Here is a 22,381-nt window from a genome sequence, read left to right as displayed (position 1 = left end):
TAATTCAGTTTACGTAAACGTCAACTAAAATTCAGAATAGTGTCTCGGTGATTAAGTTGCAATCAAGTTCATGGTGAAAGATTTGAACTAGCGCAAATTTTAGGTAAATAAAATGTTAATTGTTAATAAATCAATTAGTCGGTTGACTACATATTGGGATAGTTTGGTCCACCACCACCTTCTGGGGGAGTCCAATGAATGTTCTGACTGGGATCTTTGATATCGCAGGTTTTGCAGTGAATACAATTCGCCGCATTGATTTGCAGCCTAGGTTGCTGCTGTTCTAGGACGATTTCATATACACCAGCCGGACAGTATCGCTGGGCAGGCTCTGCATAACGCTCAAGATTTTGCTCAATTGGAATGCGTTCGTTGAGCAAGCGAAGATGGCAAGGTTGATTCTCTTCATGATAAATATTGGCTAAGTAGACCGAGGAAAGGCGATCAAAACTTAACACTCCGTCAGGCTTGGGATAAACAATCTTTGGAGCATCAGACGCCAAGATTAAGTGATGATGATCTTGACGGTTATAGCGGATATTCCAAGGAGCTTTTCCTTGCAAAACATTCTGCTCCAACACTGCAACCCCTCCCCCTGTTAGAGTTCCAAAACGATGGATACCATGGGAGAAATTGCGTGCCTGATAAAGCTCCTTATACAACCATGATTGCTCAAAGAACGCTTTATAATCAGCAACTTGACTTTGATTAATTAGTGCATCAACCACAGACTCCGCAGCGAGCAATCCTGACTTCATTGCGGTGTGTGTCCCTTTAATTTTGGCGGGATTGAGCGTACCGGCATCACATCCAATCAGTAACCCACCCGCGAATTGCTGAGTCGGTAGTGAATGTAAGCCACCTTTAGCAATCGCGCGAGCTCCATAGCTAATACGGTTGCCGTTTTGCAGGTACTGCTTTAACAAAGGATGGTGTTTGACACGTTGGAACTCATCAAATGGGCTAAGATGCGGATTGGCGTAGTTCAAATCTACAATTAGTCCGACCGCGACTTGGTTGTTCTCTAGATGGTACAGATACCCACCACCAGATGCTTCATGTTGCAACGGCCAACCTGTAAAATGGAGCACTAAGCCCGCTTGATGTTGGTGCGGTGGCACTTCCCACAACTCTTTAAAGCCAATGGCGTAATGTTGCGGCGTTTGCTCTTTGTCCAATTGATAATGCTGGATAATTTGCTTACCAAGATGCCCTCTCGCACCTTCAGAAAATAAAGTGAATTTGGCTCTAAGCTCAATACCCGCGGCAAAGTTGGTCTTTGGCTCGCCTGATTGGTTCAACCCCATATCGCCAGTAACAACGCCAACAATGCGTTTATCTTCAAAAATAGGACTTTCGGCGCTAAAACCTGGATAGATCTCTACCCCCATGGCTTCCGCTTGTTCAGCTAACCAGCGGCATAAATTTCCCAGACTAATGATATAGTTACCATGATTATGTAGTGTTTTAGGCACTGCCCAATGAGGGATGGAGTAGCTTGAATCGTCACTCGAAAGATAGTATGTCTGATCCTGTGATACCGCAGTCTCAAGCGGTGCTGAAAGCTTTTGCCAGTCTGGAAACAGCTCACTCAAACTCCGTGTTTCAAACAGCGCTCCAGATAAAATATGCGCTCCGACTTCTGAGCCCTTCTCCACCACACACACTGAGATATCTAACTGCTGTTCAACTGCTAATTGCTTGATTCGACACGCAGCAGAAAGCCCGGCGGGTCCTGCTCCGACAATCAGCACGTCAAACTCCATGCGCTCTCTTTCCATGGTTTTGCACCTTTTTGTTTTATGTTGCCAACTTGTTAATCACAAATATATTTTAAGTTGACGTAAACGTAAAGGTAAATTAACATCATTTTAAAATAATGATTACAAAACCTTCACTGTAATAAGGAACATAACGTGAAAATACTAGTGCCAATTAAGCGGGTCATTGACCCCTACATTAAGGTTCGCGTAAAGCCAGACAACAGCGATGTTGAAATGAATAATGTCAAAATGACCGTCAATCCATTTTGCGAAATTGCGGTGGAAGAAGCGGTTAGACTCAAGGAGCAAGGTATCGCGAGTGAAGTGATTGTGGTAAGTGCTGGAGAAAGCTCAAGTCAAGAACAGCTTCGCACCGCTCTCGCACTGGGCGCTGATCGTTCCATCCATATCGACACCCCAAGGGATATAGAGCCTTTAATCGTCGCCAAGTTGCTTGCTACCATCGTACAACGTGAGCAAGTCGGTTTGGTCATCACTGGAAAACAGTCAATTGATACCGACAATAATCAAGTTGCACAAATGTTGGCCGCTCTGCTCGACTGGCCACAAGCCACTTTCGCCTCGCAGGTTTCGCTCATTGACCAGCAACTGGAGGTGGTCCGCGAAGTTGATGGAGGTTTAATGACGGTAGCAATGTCATTACCCGCAGTCATTAGTACCGACTTAAGACTTAACGAACCCCGCTTCGCTTCTTTGCCAAATATTATGAAAGCGAAGAAGAAACCTATGCAAACACTCAGTGCGCAAGAGTTAGGAGTCGAGGTTGAATTTACCCAGACCATCACCGAAGTCTCCCCTCCCCAAGCGCGTAAAAGTGGCATAAAAGTCGCCACCGTAGAAGAACTGATCGATAAACTGCGTCACGAGGCTAAGGTGATTGTATGAAAAACTTAATTATTGCAGAGCACGACAATCAACATCTCCATGTTGATACGCTTAAAGTGATACAAGCCGCCAGTCATACTGGCACTGCGAACACGGTTTTGGTTATCGGCAGTGACTGCCAATCAGTTGCTGAGCAAGCAGCCAAAGCGGAAACGGTTTCTCAAGTGTTGATTGTCGATACTCCAGAGTTTGGTTATCACTTTGCTGAAATGCTAAGTCCAGTTATCACTAACTTAGCGTCAGATTATCAAGGGATTTGGTTTTGCGCATCGTCCCAGGGCAAAGACCTTGCTCCAAGAGTTGCGGCGAAAATGGGTGTTGGGCAGCTTTCAGATATCGTCCAAGTAATAAGTGAAGATACCTTTGTTCGTCCTATTTATGCTGGCAACGCCTTTGCGAAAGTAACCACTCGTGATAGTACTCGCGTTATTACGGTTCGTGGTTCCGCATTTGACCCTGTCAGACTCAACAACAACGCCCCTATTGAGCAATTCCAAATAGATGCGCCACCAGCAACAGTTTCAATGGTCCGTTTTGACAAAACCGAAAACGAGCGTCCGGAACTGACCGCAGCAGAGATCGTCATTTCCGGGGGACGCGGGGTTGGCAGCAAAGAGAATTTTGCTTTGATTGAGCAATTGGCTGATAAGTTGGGTGCCGCAATTGGAGCGTCACGTGCTGCAGTGGATGCGGGATTTGTTGCCAACGATTTACAAGTCGGGCAAACCGGTAAAATTGTCGCTCCCAAACTTTATATTGCTGTTGGTATCTCTGGTGCGATTCAACACTTAGCAGGCATGAAAGAGTCGAAAGTCATCGTGGCTATTAATAAAGATCCCGACAGTCCAATTTTTGAAGTCGCAGACTACGGCTTGGTTGGCGATCTGTTTGAAATACTGCCACAACTTACCGAGCAACTGTAATAGTTTGGAAATGGGATCAGAGCCATTGGGATAGGTTATTACACCTGCCCTTGGCCGCTTATTGGGTTTGAAAGAAAGGAAAGTTAGAGGCCAGTATGGAAACACAATCACCAATTTGGTCACCCTCTGAAACACGTATCGCTGAAAGTAACCTTCTGCGCTTTACGCAGGACATTAATCAGTTATCGCCCTCTAACCCAATCGGCAATTATGCCGACCTTCATCAATGGTCGCTAGACAACAGCCCACAATTTTGGCGAGAAATTTGGCAATTTTGTCAAATTATCGGCGATCTTGGTGACAAAACGACTTCTATCGGAAAATCAAAATGGCAAACCCTTACCTCTAATCGCGATACAATTTGGTTTGAGGATAGCCAGCTCAACTACGCTGAGAACCTGCTAAATTTCGCGCAACAACAGCCCAAACAAATCATGCTGCGCTTTTGTAATGAAAGCGGTGAACAGCGACGGCTCAACGGACGTGAGCTAATCGCACAAGTATCAAGCATTCAGCAATGGTTAGTCTCCTCCGGGGTTAAGAAAGGCGATGTAGTCGCCGCTTATCTGCCTTACATACCAGAAGCAGTTATTGCAATGCTTGCAACAACCAGTCTGGGCGCGATATGGACATCTACCTCTCCCGATTTTGGCGCCGATAGTGTGCTCGAACGTTTTGGGCAAGTTAAACCTAAAGTACTGTTCTGTTGTGATGGCTATAAGTTCAACGGCAAAACATATCCCATGAATGCAAAAAACAAGGTGGTTAGCAGCAAGCTAAGCCGCAACCTCAAGGTGTGCCAAATTGATTACCTCAACGAGCATTGCTCTTCGGTCAACAACCATGTAACTTGGCAAAATCTCTTAGATCATTACTCGCCGCAAGCACTTTCATACTTGCGCGTTTCATTCAACCATCCTTTGTTTATTCTCTATTCTTCCGGCACGACTGGACAACCTAAATGTATCGTTCATTCTGTTGGTGGTACGTTGATCAATCACCTAAAAGAGCACGTGTTACACTGTGACGTAAAACCAGAAGATAATCTATTTTACTATACAACGTGCGGGTGGATGATGTGGAACTGGCATGTCTCCGCATTAGCCAGTGGCGCAACCCTTGTTATTTATGACGGCAGCCCCGTTTTCCCAGCAAGCGACATTTTATGGCATTTGGCCGAACGCGAGTCCGTCACGCTGTTTGGTACCTCTGCTAAGTATCTTGAAGCCATAGAACAGAGCGGTTACTCCCCCAACCAGCACCATAAGCTAAGCAAGTTACGTACAATTTGTTCAACCGGCTCCGTACTGTACCCAGAGCAGTTTAGTTTTGTTTATCAACACATTAAGACCGATGTTCATTTAGCCTCTATCTCTGGGGGCACCGACATCTGCGGCTGCTTCGTTCTTGGCAACCCTATTTCACCGGTTTTTCGGGGTGAATGTCAGCAAGCTGGCTTAGGTGTTGATGCACAAGTCTTGGATGAGAGCGGGACACAAGTATGGCAAGCTCGCGGAGAGTTGACCTGCACAAACTCACTGCCCAATTTTCCGATTGGCTTTTGGAATGACGATGGACAGCGTTATCACAAAGCCTACTGGGATAAGTTCGATAATGTTTGGCACCACGGCGACGACGTGATGCAAAGTAGAAATGGCGGATTTGTTTTTTATGGTCGAAGTGACACGACACTTAACCCTGGCGGCGTTCGCATTGGTACCGCAGAAATATACCAACAAGTTAATGCTATTGAAGGGATCTGCGACTCTATTGCGGTTGGAAAGCTAACTCAACAAACCGAAGATATCTGGCTGCTAATTAAACTTGAACCACAATCAATGCTCGATAAGGCTCTAAAGCAACGGATCTGTTCCATTTTGAAAACCAACTGTTCACCAAGGCATGTACCGCAACGTATTTTTGCCATTAGTGATATCCCTAGAACTCGTTCCGGGAAACTGGTTGAGTTAGCGGTTAAGCAAGTCATCAATGGCCTTGAGGTGAAAAATGTTGGTGCGATTGCCAATCCTGAAGTGCTCGATGAGATCAAAATACTCTGTTACGCAGATAACACCGTATGACCATTCTCACAACCGCCCAACTTACAAACAACTATAGGTAGGCAGATAACTCAATAACCTCAGTATAAACGCTTTACTCGCATAATTTTGTTGCAAATTTGTTATGTCAAACAGTGAATCTATTCATTCTTCAAATCGTAAAATAGGAAATTACAGCATTAACGCCTACAAATGCGCAGATGAAACAACATTTTACTGATGTACAACGGCCAACATAAAGCACATTTTAACAAATTGATTACACTTACTGTATTAGGTTACAGCAAAATTCAGCACTACTTTGGCTGTTTGTGTCGCAGCAAGACGTAACCGGAAGGCCAATTGTTAATTGAAAGCAGTACCACAAAATACCTTCTGGCTCCTGAGCAAATGCTGTAATCCACATTTTGGCAGTCAAACTCAGCTACCCACTTTGAGTTTGGTTAAGTGAACAGTTGCAGTCCAAAAGACACGCAACGTCAAAAGGAGCTTGAGATGAATGTTCAGGCATTACCCATGCAGCGGTTTATCGACCATGATGGGAACCTTGTCAGCCAACTTCCCTCATGGGCTGATCTCGATACCCTAGTTGGGTTTTACCAAGATATGGTTTTAACCCGAACTTATGACAACAAGGCGGTGGCTCTGCAGCGCACCGGTAAGTTAGGAACCTACCCTTCTCACTTGGGCTCGGAAGCAATAGGCATAGCCGTAGGTCGAGCTTTGCAGGTAAGCGATGTCTTCGTGCCATATTACCGTGATATGCCGGCGATGTGGTGCCGAGGCGTAGCGATGGAAAAGAATCTTCAATATTGGGGAGGTGATGAACGTGGTAGTGACTTCGCTCCAACAGGAAGCCCTTTCCCTAGTAGAGACTTACCATTTTGCGTCCCGATTGCTACACAATGTACTCATGCCGTTGGCGTTGCATCCGCGTTAAAAATCCAAGGGAACCATCACGCAGCCTTGGTCATGTGTGGTGATGGCGGCACTTCAAAAGGTGATTTTCTTGAATCCATCAACTGCGCCGGAGCGTGGAACATCCCTCTAGTGTTTGTCGTAAACAACAACCAATGGGCGATTTCGGTACCGCGCAGCCTACAGTGTGCAGCCGAGTTTTTGTCAGAAAAAGCCAAAGGCGCGGGTATTCCCGGCATTACCGTCGATGGTAATGATGTAATTGCAGTTTATGATGCAACCATAAATGCCCTTGCAAGAGCACGCAAAGGCAAAGGCGCAACAATGATCGAAGCGGTGAGTTATCGTCTAAGTGACCACACCACCGCCGATGATGCAACCCGTTACCGCGATGAAGATGAGGTGCAAACCGCGTGGCAATATGAGCCGATCCATCGCCTTAAAACCTTCTTGATCAATCAACGCGCATGGAGCCATGAACAAGAGCAGCATTGGCAGCAGCGCTGTAAAGAGCAAGTGGAACTGGCGGTAGAGCATTACCTCAATATCCCGGAGCAAGCGCCTGAAACTGGGTTCGACTACCTATATGAATCATTACCCCAAGAACTGCATTCACAGCGCGATCATTTGATCAACAAAGCAATGCGTATGCAAGGAGGTAAACATGGCTGAAATCACCCTAGTAGAAGCAGTGAATCTCGCACTTCATCATGAGATGGATAAAGATGCCAATGTCATCGTTCTTGGTGAAGATGTGGGTGACAACGGCGGTGTCTTTCGCGCTACCGTTGGATTAAAGCAGAAGTTTGGGTTAAGACGAGTTATCGACACACCTCTTGCCGAAGCGCTGATTGGTGGCGTTGCGGTAGGCATGGCAACACAAGGGTTACGTCCCGTTGCTGAGTTTCAATTTCAAGGTTTTGTTTTTCCTGCGATGGAGCACTTAATTTGTCATGCCGCACGTATGCGCAACCGAACTCGTGGACGCCTCACCTGCCCTGCCGTTTTTCGTGCACCATTTGGTGGTGGGATCCACGCTCCTGAGCATCATTCTGAGAGTATTGAAGCGCTCTTTGCCCACACCGCAGGCTTTAGGGTTGTCATTCCATCCTCGCCACAACGCGCTTATGGACTATTGCTCGCAGCGATACGCTGCAATGATCCTGTGATGTTTTTCGAGCCCAAGCGCATCTATCGAACCGTCAAATCAAACGTACTCGACAACGGCGAAGCACTACCCCTGGATAGTTGCTTTACCTTACGCAAAGGTCGCGATATCACTCTCGTGACTTGGGGAGCATGCGTGGTTGAGTCTCTTCAGGCCGCTCAAGCACTCTCAGAACTCGGTATCGAAGTCGAAGTTATTGATCTTGCGAGCATAAAACCAATGGATACAGCGACTATTTTCCGCTCTTTAGAGAAAACTGGCCGCTTACTGGTGGTGCATGAAGCGAGTAAGACTTGTGGTGTTGGCAGTGAACTATTGGCACGTACAGCGGAGCATGCGATGTGCCTACTCAAAGCACCACCCAAGCGTGTAACGGGTATGGATACGATAATGCCCTACTACCGCAATGAAGATTATTACATGATCCAACAACAGGATATTGTGCTCGCGGCGCGAGAACTTATGGAGGACTGGCAATGAAGACATTCAACTTACCCGACCTAGGTGAAGGCCTTGCCGAGTCTGAAATCGTCAAGTGGCATATCAATGTTGGAGACGTGGTGAAGCTTGACCAAGTGGTGCTCACCGTCGAAACAGCAAAAGCAACCGTCGACGTACCTGCGCCCTACAGCGGTAAAATTGTCAGTCGCCATGGTGAGGAAGGTGATGTGGTCAATATCGGTGCACTATTGTTGGAAATTGACGATACTGGCGGGGATAGCGCCAGTGCGGAACACGCACAAACTGCGGATGCTGCCACCGTAGTTGGCAACGTCTCGCAGCACACTCATAGCGTAAACGTTGATGATTTTTGGATTGGTGGCGAGCACAACACCTCGATTGATGAACTCACTTCTGCCCTACCTTCAGCGCGTTTGCTCGCTCAAAAGCTTGGGGTAAATTTAGATCACGTTAAAGGCAGTGGACCGGATGGACTGATTGTTGATGCCGATATTTACCACGAAGCGGGCAAACAGCGCCCCGGAACTGAAGTTCTCAAAGGTGCAAGACGAACCATGGTAGCAACGATGGCAGAGTCCCATCAAAATGTTGCCTCAGTAACAATAACTGAAGAAGCGGTGCTCGATGGGTGGAGCCATGATGAAGATATAAGCATTCGTCTTATTCAAGCGATTGTCCATGCCTGCCAAGAAGAACCCGCGATGAATGCATGGTTTGACGCCGAAACCATGACCCGCTGTGTACACAGTACCGTCAATATTGGTATTGCAGTCGACAGTCGGCACGGTTTATATGCACCGGTCTTGCGCCATGCGGATGAATTTCAACCTCACGAGTTACGTCGATGGCTCGACCAAACCGTGCAAGGTATTCGTGAAAGGAAATTAGCCCGAGAACAACTACAACACGCAACAATTACACTATCAAACTTTGGAGCGATTGCCGGGATCTACGCCACGCCAGTGGTCACTCCTCCACAAGTTGCCATTGTTGGTGCGGGGCGAATTATCGAAAAAGTCGTTATACGTCACGGCCAAGTCACTGCCATAAAAGCCATGCCCCTTTCCATCACCTTTGATCACCGAGCATGTACAGGTGGCGAGGCGGCAAGATTTACCAAAGCTCTCGCACAGCACTTAAGGAAAGCAAGTCATGAGTTAACAGCGTAGTTTTGAAGGGAGCAAAGCAATGGAAAGAGAATGCATGGAGTTCGATGTGGTTATCGTGGGGGCCGGTCCTGCTGGGTTAAGCGCTGCCTGTCGACTCGCTCAATTAAATCAACAAAGTGATCAAGAACCTCTCTCTATTTGTGTGATTGAAAAAGGATCTGAAGTTGGCGCGCATATACTATCTGGTGCGGTGTTTGAAACGCGCGCTCTAGAAGAGCTCTTTCCAGACTGGCGCACGCTTGGTGCCCCTGTCACGGTTGCGGTCCAAGACGATTCTTTACTCTATCTGACGACTGAGTATAACCATGTGCGAGTACCTCACTTTCTCACTCCCAAGCCGTTGCAAAACAGCACAGATAACTATGTGATTAGCCTTGCCAACCTGTGTCGCTGGTTGGCAGAACAAGCGGAGTCCCTTGGTGTAGAGATATTTCCAGGCTTTGCCGCTTCGAGTATCAATTACGATGCCAATGGCGTTGTCACTGGGATTAACACCAGTGACATGGGACGCGACAAAAATCATCAACCCAAATCCAACTTTCAAGCCGGTATTGAGCTTAAAGCCCAATACACGATTTTTGCCGAAGGATGTCGGGGCCATTTAGGCAAGCAACTGATTAAGAATTTCTCGCTAGATAAAGGCAAACAGCCACAGCACTACGCACTAGGTTTAAAAGAGATATGGCAGATGCCAGCAGATACCACTCCACCGATTGGCAAGGTAATACATTCAACAGGTTGGCCGCTCAGTGAGTCGCGTACTTCTGGAGGCGGTTTTGTTTATCATCTAGATAACAACCAAGTCAGTATCGGCTTGATTGTCGATTTAAACTACCGCAATCCTTACCTTGACCCATTTGAAGAATTTCAACGCTTTAAACATCACCCCGCAATTAAACAACATTTGCAAGGCGCAGAGCGAGTGGCTTATGGAGCAAGGGCGATAGCCAAAGGTGGGATATCTTCATTGCCAAAACAACAGTTCCACGGCGGTCTTTTGATCGGTTGCGATGCCGGAACACTGAACGTCGCGAAAATCAAAGGTAGCCATAGCGCAATGAAGTCAGGGTTACTGGCGGCGGAGGCCATATTTCATGCCTTTTCAACGTCTGAAAAAGTCCCCGACTATCAGGGTCGATTCGAGCAATCGTGGCTCTATGAGGAGCTATATGACACTCGCAACGCTGGGAGTTATATTCATCAATTCGGTACACTGCTCGGCGGAGCACTTTCAGCCTTTGAGCATAACTTGTGGCATCCGCTACTTAAGCAACCTGTACCGTGGACAGTCCACGATAAGCAGCATGATCACCAGCAACTGCGCACCTCTCATGATTGTCTGCCGATCAATTACCCCAAGCCTGATGGCATTCTTAGCTTTGATAGACCATCGTCAGTTTTCCTTTCTGCTACACAACATGAGGAAAATCAGCCATGCCATTTAGTTCTAACCGATGAAACTATCCCAATTGATGTGCATCTCGGTCAGTTTGATGAACCTAGTCAACGTTATTGCCCCGCCGGCGTCTATGAATTTGTGGAGGTTAACGGCAAACTCAATTTCCAAATTAACGCCAGTAACTGTATTCACTGCAAAACATGCGACATAAAAGACCCATCACAAAATATTCGCTGGCAAACTCCTGAAGGCGGTGGCGGACCTAATTATCAGAATATGTAGTTAAGCAATATAACTCTGAACGACGGGTATGCTAATAGCTAATATAATATCTCTGGTAAGTAGCGCGCATCAAAGTTGCTATATCGTGATAACTGTTACTCAATTGATAAATCAGAAAAATCGGCGCACATGTTATTTCAAACTTTTAATAACAACATAATACTCATAGAAAAAACCTAAGTAATATCAGTCAGTCACACCAAAAAAACAAGCGTTCAAAAAACAACCACCGCAAGCGTTAAAGTACGTTTATATTGTATAAATTGCATTCGATAATAAATGTTTTTTATTGTTTCGTATATGAGACCTTGATTATTTAATCGTCATGTATATAATTATTTATTGTTTATAAATTGATACAGGAAGTCTACTAACGTACATACTTAGGTGTAATTACATCAAGTTACATTGCTTAGCTAACAGATATTCATCGACTTACAATAACAATCATAGCGACCGTTAATATCAAAAAAACTAAAGCAACTTATATCACTAATATAATTTTAATCAAGAAAAACCAAACACAAATAAGGGTCCTAAATCATCATCAAATTCCGATGATTAACTAACACGTCAAACAACACTATCTGTATAACAACTCACAGTGTTTAGAGGCCTATTAGCTTATTGCTAGTACGCTATCGGTTGAGCTATGAAGAATAATAGTATCACTCTGATTCTCGGTAATTTCACCTGGGATGCGGAGTCAAAAAAAATGGAACGAGTCCAAAAAGAAAACCACCCAAAAGTAGGAGAAGACATTACAATCACGCCAAAGCAATTTCGTCTTTTACAGTGTTTGTATCAAGCACACCCTGAAGTGCTTCAACGCAAAGATATTGTTGATTTTGTCTGGGAGTCAAAACCAACCTCGCCAGAGAGTTTGCCACAGCTAATCAATCGTACAAGAATAGTGCTTGAAGATACTGAAAAAGACATTTTGGTTAATGTGCCAGGTGTGGGATATTCATTAAACTTTGAGTTATCAGACAAAGAAAATCAAACATCAATTAATGAGCAAACGATTCCAAATGAGTTGTTTCCTCCAAGTTTGGGAAAAAAACCAGGATATAAACTACTTCCAAAATTGGCACTTGCATTGTTTTTGGGAGTGACCATTTTGAACTTATGGTCGACAGCGAAAGCTTATTACTATGCGAACCAGTTTAAAAAAGTTTTCCAAGCTGTTCCTTATCCACATATGAACCCACTTGATGACAACCGAATTTCTATCGTAATTGATGACAATGAATGTATATATAGAAAAAGCACTCAAATTCTTACATGCGCATAAGCAATGCTGCATATTCTCTTTACTGGTACTTAATATCGCATGTCTTTACATAACTGCTAACTCAGAGCTCACCATTTATGGACGAATAGAAACCAGCGAGTACAGAAAATCTGCACTTTCGACTCTGTATAAAAATGATTTTAATACCAGAACTGTCCACTCAAGAATTGATGACCCAAATTCTGATGCTAGTTCTTCGTGCGAAACATACAAGTATTGCGCAGCAAAAGACAATTCATTCATTACGCTAGGGCTGGGTGAATCCATTGCTATAAACCACCACCGAATTTTTTCGGTCGATGAAAATTGTGCGTTGTTTTTTAGCGGCCAACATAAATTCTCAATGGAGAACATATCATTGAGATGCTTTTACTAATATAAAAATAGCGCCTAGGAGTCTTTTCTAGGCGCTATTCAGGTTATGATTAAAAGGCAATTACACATTTTGTTCAGAAATCAAGATGGCAATTTTCGACACTAATCTTCACTTGGTTATTCAAAAGGTTAATAAGAAGAAAAGAACGGCGTTCGCCATCAGGCTCTTCGTAGATGGCTTGAACACCTAAATATTGTCCACTAACCACCCTCACTATATCGCCGGAAACTGGAATTTCACTCACACATCGTTGCGAATCATCTATCGCTTTGAGACCCACTATTAGATCTTCACTGACTACCTGAGGAGATAGCCCACAACGCACAAAATCCACAACTCCCCGAGTAGAACGGATCGTGGTAAAAGATGGCCCAACATCGGCATCAAAGTTAATAAAGATATAACTCGGAAATAGAGGTTCTCGTACTTTTTTTACTTTGCCCCTTACGTTTTTTTCCACTTCTAACTCTGGGTAAAAGCAATCCACCCCTTGATTTTCCAAGTGAGTTTTTGCCCTCAACTGCTCCTGTTTCTTACAAAACAGCAAATACCAAGACTTCATACACAATACAACACTTAAAGCTCAAACCTATGTAACAACAGCTACTTTTGTCGCGGGTATACTCACGTATTTTAAGGAGAATATCAACATACATATTATCTAGGTTTTAAAGTGAAGTAATAGATTGCTGAACTTTGGGCTTAAACGCTTTGCAATAACGAGTCACAGAAACTGAAACACTCTCTAGCATATACCCATTTCGATTTTTCCTTGACTTATTTGCTTTTCTAAACTTAAGTTAGCTATCGCATAGCAAAGGAAAGTGAGAGAAAAAACGACGAGGCATGCAAACTGATTTATCGCATAAAAATGGCACCAAAGACCCACACTTGCTAAACATAGCGCAGTCCCAGATAGTAGCAGCAATATTTTATTGGCACTTAAGCCGCATTCTAACAATAGATGGTGGATATGAGTTCGATCAGCGCTGGTTAATGATTGTCTTCGCATTCCACGCTTGATAATTACCAACATCATGTCCATAAAAGGAATAGCAATAAACCAAAGCACATATATAGGTTTGATCACTCCAAAAGGATAATCTGTCATGCTTTTAGGTTGAGTGAGAAACAAAAGTAACCAGATGATGATAAAACCTACAAACGCACTACCCGCATCCCCCATAAATACGCGATGCCTTGCTTTACTAAAAACATTAAAAGCAATGTAAGGCAACATCGCGATGATAAAACCTGCACAAAATAGAGCATATTTTTCTAGTTCAGCCAAATGAAACACAATAAACAGACTAAGAAAAGTGACACTCGATAAGACGCCAAGCAGGCCATCCAGACCATCGATCATATTAAACGCTGTTACACAACCAATGATTGCTGCGACGGTAAACAACAGAATAAAAATCTGACTGAGAAAAATGTCACCGTTTCCGAACAGGTTTCCTAAGTAGAACAACGCAACCTCTTCCACACCTCCAACCCAGACTGATAGAACGAGCAACAAAATCAGCCTCAGCTTAACACTCAAACTGTACTTGTCATCAAAAAAACCAATCGCTAAAAAGCCAACTGCTAGGCATATAAACTGGTATTGCTTATCAAGCACCTCTGGCTGAGTCAACACTAAAGCAATGACACCAAATAGAATAGATAATCCCCCAACCAATGGAACATCTCCCTGATGCACCTTGCGTTGACTAGGAGAATCAAGCCAATTATAAATCTTTGCTACACGAGTTAGTATCAACAGAGATACCAAAGCAGTAGCAAATATCACTAGGAAAAGAAAACCTGTCTGCATTTGCAAAAACACTAATAAATGGATGAACTATGAACTTAGTTATAAACAACGGACAACCAATATTGACCATAACTTGCTAACTACTTTTGGTCGGCAAATAACCAACAGGGATAATTCGATGGTATCCTGCTTTAGATCCCACCAAACATGAAATACCACAAATATTTAAAGGATGCTCTAACTGCCGGAGACACTCAGCATTTGGCGATATGCTTAACACGCTTGAGCATGAGTAATAACCGAAGCTTGGTTTCTTTTACCTCAACTGAACCGCATTTCATCTGCCGCACTCGCTCAATAGCCTGCTCAGCGCTGCATAAGCGGCGTGTCAGCGGATCGACGTAAGTAGGATAATTAATCAGTGTAAAATACACCAAACTTTCCAAACTGTGACGACGCTTACGACGCTCGCAGGTCATCATATCCCTAGTCAAGCCCCATCCGGCATAAAACGGCATGCCATAGGTAGTCACCTTCTTACCGCGTAAAAGCGCTTCAAACCCAGTAAGCGAGGTCATCGTATGCACTTCATTAACCTGTTCAAGAAGTTGTGCCATGGCAATCTCCACCTCAACGTGGTCCGCTAAGGAAGTAAAGTCACCTTGCCATTTGCCTTGATCACGCTGACCAGCAACCACATCAGGATGCGGTTTATAGATAATATAGGCATCCGGCTCAGCATCGCGTGCCGCCCTGAGCAACGCTTCGTTGGTCGTTACCTCAAGCGAACCGCAACGGATAGAGGCATCACTTTCCACCTGACCCGGCACCAAGATGACCTTTCGGCCAACAGGTAAATCCAACACAGTATCAGTACCGACGTTGTATTTGGTTAGATTGGCAGAGAGCAACCGGGTGATAAGCTCTTGTGCTCGCCACTGTCCCCAGTCAGAACACTTAGTGTGATTAAGAGCATATTCCAAATCACTCTCGACTCGGGCATCAAAGTAAATTCCCCGACGATCACATACCAAAGACACCGGACGGTTAAAGTGAACCCCCAACCCCACCGAACGGATAAAGCCATCCTCGATACAGAAGCCTTCCTCATCCGGCTCTCCTCTGCCCCAACGGATTGAACTACCACTAGCTGACAGCTTAAAACCCCAAGCACGCATGTAATCATCGAGCCAGAGCCGTTTCCACCACGACAAACTTGAAAGGCAAACCTTCGTCTTCGCGTTTGCTTGCCATGCGATCTGATCGCTAAGATAGCTGATAATCTGCTCTATCTCGCAACGTTCGCCCAAAATCGGGTCTACATAACGGGCATACTGAATATAGGCCGCATCGAATATTTGCTCTAGGGTGCGCGACTTGTTGCGGCGCTCGCATCTTTGCTGATCGTAGGTTAGCCCCCAACCCGCATAGAACGGCATGCCGAAGCAATGTACCTGCGCACCTGCCATCAGAGCCTCGAATCCCATTAGGCTAGAGACCGTATAAACGTGTGTGCTTGTTTCCAGAAAATCCCATGGATTCACTGGCTCGGCATACAACTTTACGTTGGGATGCTCAAACGGCAATGGATACAAAAACCCCTTTTTTTGGCCGTGCACTACATCTGGATGTACCTTAACCCAAACCGTTTCATTAGGATGCGATTCTACTGCACAGCGCAGCATATCAATGAAAGTCTCTTGATTCGCCATGGCTCCCTCTACAGAGGCATCACCTTGCGTCTGATCAATCACCACGATCTTGGGCGCAGCCGCGCGCAACTGCGGATCGCTTTGGTTTTGATTATATTTAGACAGGCGATACTCGCGAATGGCTGAAATGCACCGCCGGCTGCGAGACTCAGCCTCTTTCGTAATGTCTGCGTTGGCTGTGATCAGTTGCTCCAGTCGTGAAGGCTTCCGTGCATCGTAATAGATACCTACCTCATCAACGACTAAACTTAGTGGCTGCACACCATCAACCCCCAACCCAATAGAGCGCAAAAAGCCATCCTCTAGCGCGCAATAAGTTCGGTTTAATATAGCTGCTAAGCTAATAGCTCTTCTTGATGAATGCTTGTTACCCCACCCTATTACTCTACTAAACTGACTTGTATCTGATGGATCCGTCGCAGTGATAAATTTACGAAGATGTTTTATTTTTAATATTCCGATTGATATGCAAATCACGAAAAGCAGCCATTACTATAGATATCATCCTCCAAGACAGATTTGAACGTCGAGATGAAATCACTATAATCTAGATTGTCAAAATAATTCTCAACTGAGACCAGCGGACTCACATCCAATGCAGGAGGCCTAGTAAAATAATCAGTCTCTATGCGGAGAAATTCTTTAGTGGAACTAAAAACAATATCCGAACGACTCGTTATCAAAAGTTCTTTTTCAAGTAATTCCAGATGATAATCGCTCACATACACGAATGTATTTTTTTGATGAACAAAGCCAAGCATTACCATCGATGATATATCAGTAACGATCGTATTGTAGTAACAAGGCCCGAATTTACCGAATCGCTCATTTGCACTAAAAATATTATCAGAACTGTTATCTATATATACAAAACAATCTTTGCGAGCAAACTGAGACAAAATAGAGTCAATTTTTTCTTTATACGCAGGTGTTCTTATACCTGTTGATGGGTGAGGCTGAAAATATACGGTCAAACCTCTAGAAAGCATGTTTTCAATCAAATCTGTTGCGATTAACAATGATGAATAGGCTTGATTGATATCAGCCCCTTCCCAGGTTGGCGCATACAAAACACCTTGCACATTGGCGGTAGTTAAAGACTCTCCCGCAGTATTACAACTGATATAAGGAACACCAATTTTCACACACTTCCCGTTAATAACATCATATTCAGTAACTAATTTATTTCTTGTCAATCTCTCAATAGAAACGTCACCAGATACAAAAACATGGTCATACATTCTAATCATTGGATTGACTGATGCGAGTTTATCACTTTCACCATGGCCAATAAAAACATGTATCACATTCCTATTTTTCATTATAATCTGATTGGTATTTGTATTAAAAGGATAGAATATGAAATCAAAATCAGAAATAGAAATTGATGAGTACTTGTTATAAGCAACAAACTGGATTGAGTTTTCATCAAAAAATCGTTCAAATGAAAAAAATCCTCTGACGTAACCCCGTAAAATAACCACTGTTTCAGACTTGCTAAAGAACCCAGATTCAAACCATTTCATAACATGAACTAGAGTATTAACGTCTTTGCTATCCAAATATATCGCGTATCTAAATGAACGAGTCATTTCCATCATTGTAATCTGAGTGGTTACAATAGGAACACCAAAGATTTTTAAGTAATTCTTATTAGATATATTTGATATCGGCGTTACAAAGAAGTAGTTCCAAATTAAGTTTTTTATCGCAGAAGTAAGCCTCACCAATCACTCCCCTATAATTAATGTTGGCCCAAAGCATTCAGGCCAACACATCAATCACTTGCCAAAACATCCAGCAAAATTGTCCGGGTCAAAGTTGTTCAGTAGGAATGCTTTCCACTGATCAAAGTGACTTCTACTAAATTTCTCAATTTCAATGCTAATATTATTAGCCCTACCATCCACTGTATTAACAAATGGTAAATCACTAAAAAAGTATCTATAGTCTTTAGGAGAACCTTTATAGTTCTCGTCCCTAAAAATATATAGCGGACTTCCAGAGTAAATGTGATCCAATGTTACATTTTCATAGTCAACAATGACCATCTTCTTAGATAGTAGGCTATTTATTTCGTTTGTCAGAAAGATATTCAAATCAAACATATGTTCAAATTCGATTATGTTTTCTCTTAGCCTGTCTTGGATCTTGTTATTACATATTAGAGTTACATTCCTAACACCATTAGCAACCAAAGACATTAGAGTAGAATACAAACTTCGATCAACAAGACATCCATCGCTGATTACCAATGAAACATCATTAGAATCACAGTTTCCCACAGGAATATCAACTCCGATAGATTCAAATTTAACGCCAGAACTATAAACGTTCGACTCTTTGAATTTATCCATAGCAAAGCAACCACTCACATATATCGAGTCATATGCCTTATAGTAGTTGGTAGGTATAGAATATAGATCTGTATTTTTATTTCCTATGAAAACATGCTCATAGTTGTTAAACCTCAACGTATGAATATTCATAGCGAAGTTATTCAAATATACAATCGTCTTTAGTGATGGAAACTCACTGATTACACCTTCAACATCCAACGGAGATTTAGCATAAACAAAATCAATAAACCTTAGCTCTTCCTTAATTTTAAGATAGAAATCATAGTCTCTAACTAGAACCGAGAACTTTACAGATGAACGTAAGAATCGCGCAGACCAATGTCTGAGATATCTGCTCGACTTGTTATAGTCACCAGGAAGATGAATTAAGTATTTAACTCTACTTCTTTTTAGTTTACTTAACATATTAATACTGAACATCTTCAAACCTTCCAGACTCTAACAACTTATTAAATGCATTGCCAATGGTTGCATTGCGACCAAGAATATACTCCATTGCTTGCTCTCTATTTTCCGACAAATAATCATCTTTATTCACAACGACCCTCATCAACAATTCTTCTAGTTCGAACTCGTCATGAAAAACGTAGCAATAATGTGAATATGGCATTTTACTTTCAGATAAATTTATTTTTTTATCCTTAGGTATGTAAATAAAAATTGGTGCATTCAATGATAGACATTCTGATACAACAGCAGAAATATCACATATAAACACATTATAATCAGAAATAAATGTGGACAACGGTTGGTCAGCACTAAATATATTGCTATCTTTGCTACACTCGGATACGCATTTCAAACACTCAGGGTCACGCGAACCAGTCATCGGATGAAATTTAGCTGAAAAAACTGACAGCTTATTAACAATATTTGATATTTTGCCACTCAATGAGATTGATGAATAATTTTGCTCATTGTAAACACCCTCCCAAGTTGGAAGGTATAATACGTTTAGTTTACCAGAAAAACGATCACTCCAAGAACACGTGTTACCACAAAGGATATCGCGCATATTTGGTCGGCCAACCTTTCTGAATTGAAGACCATTCGTTGTTATCTTTGAAAAACGATCGATGTTAGCGTCACCAGCAACCCAGTTTTCATCGTAAACACGGAAAAACTTGTGAGCACTAGCTGATTTGTCACTATCACCATGCCCAATAAACACATGCTTAATTCCGGTTTGCTTCAGTGGATGAATATTGTTTCCAGTATTAGATGGATAAAAGCAAGCTTTAACACCGACACATTTTCTAAACAGTTCATCAACATCTTTTTCAGATTTACACAGTACAACCATGTTTGGATAATCATGCTTTTTTAGGTACAAGCTAATTGAATCAAAAGCGACCTGATTTCTTGTCAAGATTAGTGTTCTTGTTGAATACGCGGCCCGAAAACTCGGATACCAAATTGATATGTGCGGTACAGCAGCTTTGCCTTCACCTGTATGAATAATATATTCTATAGGAAACATGAAATTTATATCATTCACCATTGTAGCCTTAACCTTCATTAAATTACTATTTATATTTACTTTTGATAAACCAGATGATTTAGCGGATACTATTATTTTATTTGAGACACAGTATCCACGACGCTTTAATTCACTTTTTAATCGCTTTCTCATTCCTTTTGGAAGGAGTTTTTTAAAACATTAAATATCTTATTTTGAATTAAAGTATTCATTTCTCTCCAAAACATTATCAAACTTAACATTGACGATATGCCCTGAGGATAGAGAAACTAGAGTGTTCAATGAAGCAACGGCAACATCCTCAGATTTCAAGAGTGTAGTAGGATCTTCATGACCAAAATTTGTTCTTCTCATTGGTGTTGATGTCCTCTCGGGATTAATGCAATTTACTTTGACATTAAAATCGTACCACTCTTCTGCAAGTGACTGGGTTAAGTTAACAACCCCTGCCTTTGAACTACAATATGAGCTGTAATAGGATCTACCACGAGTGTAGGAACTAGATGTAAAGTTTAACATCGCACCTTGCGTTTGCTTCAAATATGGAAATGCCTTTTTTGCCAGTAAAATTGCACCATACAAGTTCACATCAATTATATTTTTAATCTCACTATCTGACATGTTCATTAATGGTTTCTTTTTTCAAAAGAGCAGCACTATTAATAACAAAATCAATTCTACCCTCGTTATCGAAAACTTTCTTTAGTGAATATTCAATATCTGCGGAGTTTGAAATGTCAGTATTAGTCTGACCACGACTAAATGAGTAGGTTATTGCACCACATTCATTTGCTAGGTCTATAATATCTTGACCAATACCATAGCTTCCACCATAAACGACAAGTACTTTGTCTCTAATTCTATTTCTTAGTTCTTTTTTTTAGGAAAGATAATCTATTCTCACCTTTTTGCTGAAAGACGTAATCAGCAATTGAAATATCAATAGGCTCGGTAATTTTAATATTCGTATCATGGCCGTGTACTGTTGATATCTTCACGTGTGGCATAACCTGTAGCAGCACACCACAATCACACGTGACTTTCATGTTTTCTTGAGCTTTAGCCAAAACATATGCTTCATACAAAACATGAAACTTAAAGCACTGTGGTGTTTGACCTCTGCGCAGTTTACTTCGTTCCGGGATATTAACTAAGTTTCCATCATCGTCCACTTCAACGATTGTGTCCGCACTATTTATGACAACATCAACTGCGTCAAAGATATTTAATTCGTTAATACAAGCCGTGATAATTTCATCACTTACAAACGGTCTAACTGCATCGTGGATAATCAAATTTATATCGCTAGTTGCATCATAATTATCTCGAATATATTCTAGAGCATTGAACGTTGAGTCCATTCTTTCATTGCCACCTGAAATTACACTCTTAATTTTATGATAACCATTTTTGTTAACCATTTCCCAGATTAAATCAACGAAGCCCCCTTTGGAAACGACTATCACATCATCAATATCTGAATTAATTTCAAAAACATCTAATGTATGTTCGATCAAAGTTTTACCCGCAACTTTGGCAAACTGCTTCGGATAAGCTTTGCCAAATCTAGAACCGACACCACCGGCTAAAACTACTGCAATATTCATTACCTATATTCCCAACTAAACTTATTCTCTCTAAATATAGAGAGTATATTCATTATATTTACGAGTGAAATAGCATCCTCTTTGCTAAAAATACTAAATCCATGACTTGAACTTTCCGAATGGTTAACAATCATTTTCCCATTCGCAACCTTCATTAATGAATTTATAAGATTATAAGCATTCCTTGTATCAAATCTTAAGTGATTAAAACTTAAATATATTGGTGGAATGTGTTTTTGGTTACTAGATATATATTTATCCAGATCAACCCAGCATCCGCTTTCCTTTATTTTTCTAATGTCACCAATCAATTTTACCTTGGGGTTATTAGGAAATGAAACTGTCGCAAACTCTACGGTTTCATTAAATGACACTTGTGGAGCGAATGAAATGACATTCAAATCCAACTCAATACCAATTCTAATAGCCACGGTTCCAGACATGCTAGAACCCATAATAAAGCAATCTTTTCTGTAAAACTTTGAGATATAATGTCTGATAATTTCCACATACTCTTTATGATTATCACAGTAATCATAGTAATTATCATCAGGGTTGTTCAAATACAAAAGATTGGCTACTTCGTTGTATATTAAATATTTTTTCCAAGAAAAATTATCTCCTTGATTGTGAGGAGAAAGTATAATTAGCAACCTATCACTTGATTTGTTCTCTATAAATAAATATTTCTTGCTTTTATACGTTTCCGTATTCGATTTTACGATATTTTCTATGCTGTTCAA

18 protein-coding genes are annotated in these 22,381 nt (G+C 42.2%); 8 read left to right on the top strand and 10 right to left on the bottom strand.

Features of this window, described 5'->3' with window-relative positions:
- Positions 1–146: 146 nt before the first annotated feature.
- Positions 147–1,781: an electron transfer flavoprotein-ubiquinone oxidoreductase gene (locus tag GZK95_RS17975; RefSeq protein ID WP_151148816.1), complete on the bottom strand. Its 1,635-nt coding sequence runs from the start codon at positions 1,779–1,781 to the stop codon at positions 147–149.
- 135 nt (positions 1,782–1,916) lie between these two features.
- Between GZK95_RS17975 and GZK95_RS17970 the strand changes: the two genes are divergently transcribed.
- The 8 genes from GZK95_RS17970 to GZK95_RS17935 all read left to right on the top strand — a co-directional run bounded on the left by GZK95_RS17970 (position 1,917) and on the right by GZK95_RS17935 (position 12,344).
- A complete protein-coding gene (locus tag GZK95_RS17970; RefSeq protein WP_075713179.1) occupies positions 1,917–2,669 on the top strand; it encodes an electron transfer flavoprotein subunit beta/FixA family protein in 753 nt (250 codons plus the stop codon).
- The gene (locus GZK95_RS17965; protein WP_075713181.1) at positions 2,666–3,592 is read left to right on the top strand and encodes an electron transfer flavoprotein subunit alpha/FixB family protein; all 927 of its coding nucleotides are present in this window, start codon (positions 2,666–2,668) and stop codon (positions 3,590–3,592) included. Before GZK95_RS17970 ends, GZK95_RS17965 begins: the two co-directional genes overlap by 4 nt.
- Positions 3,593–3,687: 95 nt before the next feature.
- Positions 3,688–5,673, top strand: coding sequence for an acetoacetate--CoA ligase (locus GZK95_RS17960; protein WP_075713183.1), 1,986 nt, complete (start codon positions 3,688–3,690; stop codon positions 5,671–5,673).
- Between the two features lie 474 nt (positions 5,674–6,147).
- A complete protein-coding gene (gene pdhA / locus GZK95_RS17955; RefSeq protein WP_075713185.1) occupies positions 6,148–7,242 on the top strand; it encodes a pyruvate dehydrogenase (acetyl-transferring) E1 component subunit alpha in 1,095 nt (364 codons plus the stop codon).
- On the top strand, positions 7,235–8,218 hold the full coding sequence (locus GZK95_RS17950) for an alpha-ketoacid dehydrogenase subunit beta (RefSeq protein ID WP_075713187.1): 984 nt from the start codon (positions 7,235–7,237) through the stop codon (positions 8,216–8,218). Before pdhA ends, GZK95_RS17950 begins: the two co-directional genes overlap by 8 nt.
- On the top strand, positions 8,215–9,369 hold the full coding sequence (locus GZK95_RS17945; protein ID WP_075713189.1) for a dihydrolipoamide acetyltransferase family protein: 1,155 nt from the start codon (positions 8,215–8,217) through the stop codon (positions 9,367–9,369). The genes GZK95_RS17950 and GZK95_RS17945 overlap by 4 nt, the downstream gene beginning before the upstream one ends.
- 19 nt (positions 9,370–9,388) lie before the next feature.
- Positions 9,389–11,050 (top strand): electron transfer flavoprotein-ubiquinone oxidoreductase, encoded by a 1,662-nt coding sequence (locus GZK95_RS17940; protein ID WP_075713191.1) that lies wholly within the window; start codon positions 9,389–9,391, stop codon positions 11,048–11,050.
- Between the two features lie 652 nt (positions 11,051–11,702).
- Entirely contained in the window at positions 11,703–12,344 is a 642-nt protein-coding gene (locus GZK95_RS17935; protein WP_075713700.1) for a winged helix-turn-helix domain-containing protein, read from the top strand.
- Between the two features lie 449 nt (positions 12,345–12,793).
- Here GZK95_RS17935 and rfaH read toward each other — a convergent pair whose 3' ends face one another.
- The 9 genes from rfaH to GZK95_RS17895 all read right to left on the bottom strand — a co-directional run bounded on the left by rfaH (position 12,794) and on the right by GZK95_RS17895 (position 22,381).
- Positions 12,794–13,282 carry a transcription/translation regulatory transformer protein RfaH gene (gene rfaH, locus GZK95_RS17930; RefSeq protein ID WP_075713702.1) on the bottom strand — a complete coding sequence of 163 codons (489 nt, stop codon included), beginning with the start codon at positions 13,280–13,282 and terminating at the stop codon, positions 12,794–12,796.
- Between the two features lie 183 nt (positions 13,283–13,465).
- A complete protein-coding gene (locus GZK95_RS17925; RefSeq protein ID WP_139315021.1) occupies positions 13,466–14,551 on the bottom strand; it encodes a hypothetical protein in 1,086 nt (361 codons plus the stop codon).
- A 182-nt stretch (positions 14,552–14,733) separates the two neighbouring features.
- A complete protein-coding gene (locus GZK95_RS17920) occupies positions 14,734–16,668 on the bottom strand; it encodes a capsular polysaccharide biosynthesis protein (protein WP_225623953.1) in 1,935 nt (644 codons plus the stop codon).
- Positions 16,665–17,918 (bottom strand): hypothetical protein, encoded by a 1,254-nt coding sequence (locus GZK95_RS17915; RefSeq protein WP_151148815.1) that lies wholly within the window; start codon positions 17,916–17,918, stop codon positions 16,665–16,667. Before GZK95_RS17915 ends, GZK95_RS17920 begins: the two co-directional genes overlap by 4 nt.
- Before the next feature lie 54 nt (positions 17,919–17,972).
- Positions 17,973–18,971 carry a hypothetical protein gene (locus tag GZK95_RS17910; RefSeq protein ID WP_075714125.1) on the bottom strand — a complete coding sequence of 333 codons (999 nt, stop codon included), beginning with the start codon at positions 18,969–18,971 and terminating at the stop codon, positions 17,973–17,975.
- A complete protein-coding gene (locus GZK95_RS17905) occupies positions 18,958–20,184 on the bottom strand; it encodes a hypothetical protein (RefSeq protein ID WP_161987229.1) in 1,227 nt (408 codons plus the stop codon). The genes GZK95_RS17910 and GZK95_RS17905 overlap by 14 nt, the downstream gene beginning before the upstream one ends.
- Before the next feature lie 36 nt (positions 20,185–20,220).
- A complete protein-coding gene (locus GZK95_RS22210; RefSeq protein ID WP_197740190.1) occupies positions 20,221–20,658 on the bottom strand; it encodes an SDR family oxidoreductase in 438 nt (145 codons plus the stop codon).
- A gap of 233 nt (positions 20,659–20,891) precedes the next feature.
- A complete protein-coding gene (locus GZK95_RS22205) occupies positions 20,892–21,638 on the bottom strand; it encodes an IspD/TarI family cytidylyltransferase (protein WP_197740189.1) in 747 nt (248 codons plus the stop codon).
- On the bottom strand, positions 21,638–22,381 hold the full coding sequence (locus GZK95_RS17895) for a hypothetical protein (RefSeq protein ID WP_151148813.1): 744 nt from the start codon (positions 22,379–22,381) through the stop codon (positions 21,638–21,640). The genes GZK95_RS22205 and GZK95_RS17895 overlap by 1 nt, the downstream gene beginning before the upstream one ends.

It is taken from the genome of Vibrio panuliri, assembly GCF_009938205.1.
GTDB lineage: Bacteria > Pseudomonadota > Gammaproteobacteria > Enterobacterales > Vibrionaceae > Vibrio > Vibrio panuliri.
This window is presented reverse-complemented; position numbering and strand designations above follow the sequence as displayed.

Excerpts from the sequence above, each read along its gene's own strand:
- GZK95_RS17975 (WP_151148816.1), bottom strand. The coding sequence starts at position 1,781 with ATGGAAAGAGAGCGCATGGAGTTTGACGTGCTGATTGTCGGAGCAGGA.
- GZK95_RS17965 (WP_075713181.1), top strand. The coding sequence starts at position 2,666 with ATGAAAAACTTAATTATTGCAGAGCACGACAATCAACATCTCCATGTT.
- GZK95_RS17960 (WP_075713183.1), top strand. The coding sequence starts at position 3,688 with ATGGAAACACAATCACCAATTTGGTCACCCTCTGAAACACGTATCGCT.
- pdhA (WP_075713185.1), top strand. The coding sequence starts at position 6,148 with ATGAATGTTCAGGCATTACCCATGCAGCGGTTTATCGACCATGATGGG.
- GZK95_RS17950 (WP_075713187.1), top strand. The coding sequence starts at position 7,235 with ATGGCTGAAATCACCCTAGTAGAAGCAGTGAATCTCGCACTTCATCAT.
- GZK95_RS17945 (WP_075713189.1), top strand. The coding sequence starts at position 8,215 with ATGAAGACATTCAACTTACCCGACCTAGGTGAAGGCCTTGCCGAGTCT.
- GZK95_RS17940 (WP_075713191.1), top strand. The coding sequence starts at position 9,389 with ATGGAAAGAGAATGCATGGAGTTCGATGTGGTTATCGTGGGGGCCGGT.
- GZK95_RS17935 (WP_075713700.1), top strand. The coding sequence starts at position 11,703 with ATGAAGAATAATAGTATCACTCTGATTCTCGGTAATTTCACCTGGGAT.
- rfaH (WP_075713702.1), bottom strand. The coding sequence starts at position 13,282 with ATGAAGTCTTGGTATTTGCTGTTTTGTAAGAAACAGGAGCAGTTGAGG.
- GZK95_RS17910 (WP_075714125.1), bottom strand. The coding sequence starts at position 18,971 with ATGTTCAGTATTAATATGTTAAGTAAACTAAAAAGAAGTAGAGTTAAA.
- GZK95_RS17905 (WP_161987229.1), bottom strand. The coding sequence starts at position 20,184 with ATGAGAAAGCGATTAAAAAGTGAATTAAAGCGTCGTGGATACTGTGTC.
- GZK95_RS22210 (WP_197740190.1), bottom strand. The coding sequence starts at position 20,658 with ATGAACATGTCAGATAGTGAGATTAAAAATATAATTGATGTGAACTTG.
- GZK95_RS22205 (WP_197740189.1), bottom strand. The coding sequence starts at position 21,638 with ATGAATATTGCAGTAGTTTTAGCCGGTGGTGTCGGTTCTAGATTTGGC.